The sequence below is a fragment of the Aeromonas sp. PrichA-15 genome (genome assembly GCF_017939245.1).
Taxonomy (GTDB): Bacteria; Pseudomonadota; Gammaproteobacteria; order Enterobacterales; family Aeromonadaceae; genus Aeromonas; species Aeromonas caviae.
On sequence record NZ_JAGKRH010000242.1, the window covers coordinates 1 to 5,629 of the forward strand.

Here is a 5,629-nt window from a genome sequence, read left to right on the forward strand (position 1 = left end):
GCTTAAAGGGCTATACGGCCAGCCAGTTGAGCTTTCACATGGCATCGGTGTATCTGCTGCATGAACTCAGTTGCCTGCCGTTTGTGTCACCGGGCATGGTTCCAGGGCGTGTCGCTGAGTTGGACAAACAGGCAGAGCAGTTCAAGCTACCCGTCCGCCGAGAACGAAGTTACCCAAGGTGCATCAAAGCCAAACCACAGAAGTATGCGACGAGAAAACCTAGTAAAAACAATGCCAGTCAGGCTTAACTGACTGGCATTACGCCAGAGGCGCCTTTTTTCATGGTGTCGGGGCTTACAGACCCAGATTGGCTCTGGCGTAGGCCTCAAAATCGGTGCAGCCGCCGATGTGCTGCTCATCCAGGAAGATCTGCGGCACAGTGGTGACCGGCTTGCCCGCCTTGGCGGCGAGATCGTCCTTGGTCAGCCCGGCCACGTTGATATCCACGTAGCGGAACTCGAAGTCATCGCGCTCCTCGGTGAGTTGCTCGGCAATCTGCTTGGCACGCACGCAATAGGGGCAACCGGGACGACCAAAAATCTCTACAAACATCTTTTCTCTCCATTAAACAAGCCGTTGAAGAAGGCCATTGAGATGAGGCTGGGCACAGCATAGCCCTGGCGCCCTGTCAGTCAAAGCTGAAAATAGCGATGCTTCCGTTCGCCATCTCCGATTGCGCCCACTGCTGATGATGGCGCCAGCGTCCCTGTTTCGCCCCAAGGCCGGGGAATCGGGCCGCCTTGCCGGCAAGGCAGCCCGTCTATCACTGCTCGACGATCTGGATGGGTTGTTGCTGGTAGATGCTCTCCAGCACGCCTTTTTCGAAGACGGTCCAGGGCCAGGGCGCCTTGCTGGCGCGGTAGCGCTCGTGGGTCGCCGGATCCTGGGAGAGACCGCGCTGGAACATCACGAAGGCCTTGCGCTGGCCACCGGCGGTGTCGATGAAACCGGCGAGGTTCGAGGTACCTGTGATGGTACCGGTCTTGGCGTGCACCTTGTTCTTCATCATGGGAGCGGTGACGCTGCGTCGCCAGGCCAGGGTGCCGTCCACCTGGGAGCTTGGCAGCAGCTTGATGAAGTCGAGCTCGGCATCGTTCTTCTGGATGAAGTTAAGCACCGACAACATCTGGCGCGCGCTGATGAGATTGTGGGCGGAGAGGCCGGAGCCGTCGGCCAGGGTGGCGTTGCCAAGGTCAATGCCGTGCTTGGTCAGGATGGCGCGTACCGCCATGGTGCCGCTGCGATAGCTACCCGGCTTGTTGTAGTAGTGACGCCCCACGGTTTTGAGGAAGGTATCGGCGTAGAGGTTGTCGGACTTTTTCAACATCTTGGCGAGCATCACCGGCAGGGAGACAGAGTAGTGGGTCGCCAGGGTCTGGGCACCGACAGGGGCCTGATGGGTGACCCGCAGCAGGCCGTCGTGGCTGATCCCGGCGCGGTTCATGGCCCAACGGATGTTGTCCCAGCCCCAGGCCTCCACGTCATGGATGGCAAAGCGCAGCCCTTGTGGCTCCTTGTTCGGGGTGATGCAGCCCTTGAGCTCGTAGAAGTTGCCCTTGGCCATGTCTACTTCCAGAGCGCAGAACTGACGCGCCATGTCGCCATAGCTCATCACCTCCACGTTGTCGGCGCCGATGCCGATGGGCACGCCGGTGGCCACGTTGCCCACCGCAGGCTTGCCAATCTGGGTGGCGGTGATGGTGCCGTAGGCGCAGTTCTTGTCGATGATGACCGAGGAGACGGGAGCGGCGAAGCAGAGGGTCTGATCCCCCCAGGACCAGCCGTTGCCACGCTCATAGCCGTTGTAGGCACCGGTGTTGACATAGACGTTGCCCTGAATGCGGGTGACGCCCAACTGTTTGAACAGGGCAACCAGATCCATGCGCGATAGGGTCGGGTCGCCGACGAAGTTGATCCAGATGTCGCCGTTGATGGTGGTGCCCTGTTTGGCGCCGGGCTGGGCCTGGATGTCGGTGGCGAAGCGGAAGTCGGCACCGAGTTCGAGGCGTGCAGCGAGCGCGGTGAGCACCTTCATGGTGGAGGCGGGGGCTATCATGTCATCGGCGTGACGGGCAAATTCCACCCCGTTGTTGCCCTGTACGATGACGGCGTACTGGCCCCCCTTGGGCGGGGTCAGCGGGGCGGCGTGGACCGCCAGAGAAAAGAGAGCACAAAAACCAATCAACAGCCGCTGCATAGGATCCTCTAACTGAACGAAAGGGCGGCATCAGAAACCGCCCCGATAATCAAACCGGGTGACTGCCGGGTATCGCCTGCCATGGGGTCAGGCCGGGGCGTTGGCAGTCCGGTAACGCCCCTCGTAATCGAATATTTTTTCCTTCACCTGCCAGAAGCGTCCCGACTTGCGGGCGATGACGAAATCCGGGTGACGGAACTGGTTTGCCGCGAGCATCACGCTCGCCAGGGTCGTGAATTCGGGCTCCAGGCCCGGGGCGGGCCAATGATGACGCACAAAGCGTTGTTGAAACAAGCGCTGTGCACCCCGGGAGTGAAAGGGGAAGTACTCTGTCAGGGTCAGGCCATCCTCGTCGTGGTAGGTCACCCCCAGCCGCTCCCCCTGCTTGCCGCGCCCGGCACTCAGGGTCAAACCGGCGCAGCGGATCACCATGCAGTCCTTGAGATTGAGGGCTTCCTTGAGCTTGTCGTCAGGGTCCACCAGCAGCTGGTCACAGCTTTGGCAGCGACGGGCGGCGATGTCGTTTTCAGCGCCGCAACCGGGGCAGATCTTGGCGCGAAAGCGGTAGTCGCACTCCTCGCGGTTGCCCTCGTCATCTTCAAACAGTCCCTGACAGCGGCGGCCGTAGTGTTCGACCACCTTGCCATCCTCGTCGGTCTTGCCCCAGAAGGTGTTGGCAAAGCCGCAGGCGGGGCAGGGCACCTGAACCGGCTCGGTGCCGGCGTGGGGCCTGGGCTCCCCCACTTCGGGGGCAAACAGGTTGAAGTTGTTGCCTGCGTAGTCGAGCACCAGGCAATCGCTCTTGCCGGGTGAGAGGCGCAGGCCCCGTCCCACAATCTGCTGATAGAGCGACACCGATTCGGTGGGACGCAGCATCACGATAAGGTCGACGTGGGGGGCATCAAAACCGGTGGTGAGCACCGCTACGTTGACCAGAAACTTGAGCTCGCGCGCCTTGAAGGCACTGATTAGAGCGTCGCGCTCCGGTCCCGGCGTCTCGCCGGTGACGAGGGCGGCCTGCTGGCCTCTGGCACCGAGCAGGCCATGAATTTCCCGGGCATGCTCGACGGTGGCGGCGAAGATCATCACCCCCTGCCGGTCGGCCGCATACTCCAGCACCTGGCTCAGGATATGGGGGGTGACCCGCTCCTGGCGCTTGATCTCGCCGTTGAGCTGCGCCTCGCTGAACAGGCCGTTCTCCCGCGGCACCAGCTTGCTGAAGTCGTAGTGGACGATGGGGGCGTCCACCAGGCGCGGCGGGGTCAGATAGCCGTTTTTCACCATGAAGCGCAGGGGCAGTTCGAACACGCAGTCACCGAACAGCCGCTCGCCGTGGCTCTTGACCATGCCGTGGTAGTGGCGCCGGTAGATCCAGCCCAGCCCCAGCCGATAGGGGGTGGCGGTGAGCCCGAGGATCTTGAGGGCAGGGTTGGCGGCCTTGAGATGCTCGATCACCTGGTGGTATTGGCTGTCGTCATCGAGCGAGACCCGGTGGCACTCGTCGATGATGAGCAGCGAAAACGCCCCGTCGAAGGCATCCAGATTGCGCGCCACCGACTGCACCGAGCCAAACACCACCTGGGCGCTCGCCTCCTTGCGATCCAGCCCGGCGGCGAAGATGTCGGCCTTGAGCCCCCACGCCTCGTACTTGGCGTGGTTCTGCTCCACCAGCTCCTTGACGTGGGCCAGCACCAGCACCCGGCCGCGCGCCTTGCGGGCCAGTTCGGCGATCACCAGACTCTTGCCGGCCCCGGTGGGCAGTACCACCACGGCGGGATCCGGGTGTTTGCGAAAGTGGCTGATGACGGCGTTGACGGCGTCGGTTTGATAGGGTCTGAGAACGAACATGGGGAACGGCTGTGGCGCAAGGTGGCGCCATTATAAGGATCTTGCGGGGAAAATGCAGTGAGGGGGCTCGCGCTGACTGGAAGCGGGCCGGCAGGATGCCGGCCCGTGCAGGTCAGGGACCTCAGTGGAAGGGGAACAGGTAGTTGAGCCAGCTACCCATGCGCATCAGGATCTTGCGCATGATGGCCACGTGGTGGAAGTGCTCGGTATAGATGGCGGCCTGACCGCTGGAACCCGCGATCACCTGGTAGTTTGCCCACTCGGGATCGGTGATCTCGAGCACGATGGGCAGGCGACCCGGTACCTGGGCCGAGGTCTGATCGATAAGACCCGCCTGTGCCTGGATATTGCCCGGTGCCATGGCCGGGATAACGGACTGCACCTTGGCCTTGAAGATGCGACCCGGGATGCCGTCGAGCACGACTTCGGCCTCGTCACCCGCCTTGAGCCGCTGCATGCTGTTCTGCCAGAACCAGCCGACATAGGCATTGGCATCTTCATGAATGAAGGTCATCACGGGGCGGAACATGAAGGGGGCGGCAATCATGCCCGGGCGCAATGCCAGTTGTACGACATGACCGTCACTCGGGGCCTAGACCACGGTCTGCTCCAGATCGTACTTGGCGATGTTGAGCTGGGCACCCAGGTCATTGAGGGTCGCTTTCTGCTGATCAATTTGGGCGACGATGTCATCCACGTTGGCCTGGGTGACGTCGAGGTCGCGCTGTTTACCGATGCCCCGTCGCATCAGCTCCTGGGCGCGATCCCTGTCCAGGCTGGCGGATCGCAGGCGGGCGTCCAGAGCCTTCAGAAAATCGGTGTTGGAGGCGAGGCGCGCCGTCAGGCTGGCGACCTTCTCCTGGAAGGGCTCAGCGTCGATGCGAAACAGCACATCCCCTTTCTTGACCGGCTGGTTGGGCTTGACCGGGACGTCGGTGACACGCCCCTTGACCAGGGGCACGACCGGGGTGGAGACATAATAGTTGCGAGCCAGCTCGGAATAGGGGGGGTTGTAGTTCATCAGCATGATGAGTGTGCCGATGATGATGACGCCACCCAGTACGGCGGTCGGCACGGTCCACTTGTTGAGCGGGATCTTGAAGATCTTGAAAATACCTATGCAGAGGGCTGTATAGGTGAGAATAAGTAGCAGGTCCATGGGGCGTTACCTATTTGTCGGTCTGTTCGAGCGTGGTCATGCGAGCCTGCAGTGCTGCCAGCTCCTCTTTGAGTGCGCTGATCTCTGTCTCGTCATGTTGTAGGCGTTGCGAGAAGCCCCAGCCGCGATCGGGGCGATAAATCGTGGCCCAGATCCAGAGGAAGGGCCAGAGCACGTGCAGGGTGAACAGGCTGACCCAGCCTGCCACGTGAATGGCGTCCTGGTGGGGGTGATTACGGTGCTTGGCAATTTCATATGGAATATCGTGAATGACGATAATGCCATCTTAAATGCGAAAGGGGACTCCCTCCGACGTAGGTGGGAGGGGAATTTCGCCGGGGCGTCAGCCCCGCTGGTTTTGAATGTATTGCTTGATCACCTCCAACGGTGCTCCGCCGCAAGAGCCCGCAAAGTAAGAGCGTGAC

Annotated in this window: 5 protein-coding genes and 2 pseudogenes; 1 reads left to right on the plus strand and 6 read right to left on the minus strand. The window is 61.6% G+C overall.

What is annotated here, in order from left to right:
- Positions 1-248: pseudogene (locus J9889_RS20305) on the plus strand (IS4 family transposase); the annotation flags it as partial.
- 46 nt (positions 249-294) lie between these two features.
- Here J9889_RS20305 and J9889_RS20310 read toward each other — a convergent pair.
- The 6 genes and pseudogenes from J9889_RS20310 to J9889_RS20335 all read right to left on the minus strand — a co-directional run.
- Complete coding sequence (locus tag J9889_RS20310; protein WP_010674029.1) at positions 295-552, minus strand: GrxA family glutaredoxin; 258 nt, start codon at positions 550-552, stop codon at positions 295-297.
- Between the two features lie 211 nt (positions 553-763).
- Positions 764-2,197 carry a D-alanyl-D-alanine carboxypeptidase/D-alanyl-D-alanine-endopeptidase gene (dacB, locus tag J9889_RS20315; RefSeq protein WP_042017206.1) on the minus strand — a complete coding sequence of 478 codons (1,434 nt, stop codon included), beginning with the start codon at positions 2,195-2,197 and terminating at the stop codon, positions 764-766.
- Between the two features lie 87 nt (positions 2,198-2,284).
- Positions 2,285-4,045 (minus strand): DEAD/DEAH box helicase, encoded by a 1,761-nt coding sequence (locus J9889_RS20320; protein ID WP_053288525.1) that lies wholly within the window; start codon positions 4,043-4,045, stop codon positions 2,285-2,287.
- A gap of 121 nt (positions 4,046-4,166) precedes the next feature.
- Positions 4,167-5,204, minus strand: a pseudogene (locus tag J9889_RS20325) (HlyD family secretion protein).
- Between the two features lie 10 nt (positions 5,205-5,214).
- A complete protein-coding gene (locus J9889_RS20330) occupies positions 5,215-5,484 on the minus strand; it encodes a DUF3302 domain-containing protein (protein WP_041201542.1) in 270 nt (89 codons plus the stop codon).
- Positions 5,485-5,547: 63 nt separating this feature from the next.
- Positions 5,548-5,629, minus strand: an 82-nt coding sequence (locus tag J9889_RS20335; protein ID WP_202904331.1) for a transposase, incomplete at its 5' end; no start/stop codon positions are given.